The sequence below is a fragment of the Elizabethkingia argenteiflava genome, assembly GCF_009904105.1.
In the GTDB taxonomy this organism is placed as follows: domain Bacteria; phylum Bacteroidota; class Bacteroidia; order Flavobacteriales; family Weeksellaceae; genus Elizabethkingia; species Elizabethkingia argenteiflava.
Genome location: NZ_JAAABJ010000020.1, coordinates 1 through 300, shown reverse-complemented (window position 1 = coordinate 300; position 300 = coordinate 1). Strand labels below are relative to the sequence as shown.

The following is a 300-nucleotide window of genomic DNA, read 5'->3' as shown; positions in this document are numbered from 1 at the left end:
CAAATTAAATCGGGACGTAGTCACCAGCTCACCTACCCAGTTTATAACAGCAGATACAATTACAGGAAATTTCATTAAAAAGGAAATTCAGGTGGTTGAGAAAGTTCGTCAAAATAATGGATTGAACAACATAAAGATTACCACAGTTGTAAGGTATAATATTAAGATTAGATTTGTCCATTGTTTAGATGATATAATGCCTGTTAATTATTCTATTTATAATTGGAGATAAGCGATTTTTTCGTTACCTGCAACATATGTTTGTCTCATTTTTGACGTTTTTACATTAGATAATTCCTT

At 30.7% G+C, this 300-nt stretch carries 1 pseudogene; it reads left to right on the top strand.

Annotation, left to right across the window (positions count from 1 at the left end):
• Positions 1 to 232, top strand: a pseudogene (locus GNY06_RS13490) (hypothetical protein); the annotation flags it as partial.
• Between the last annotated feature and the right edge of the window lie 68 nt (positions 233 to 300).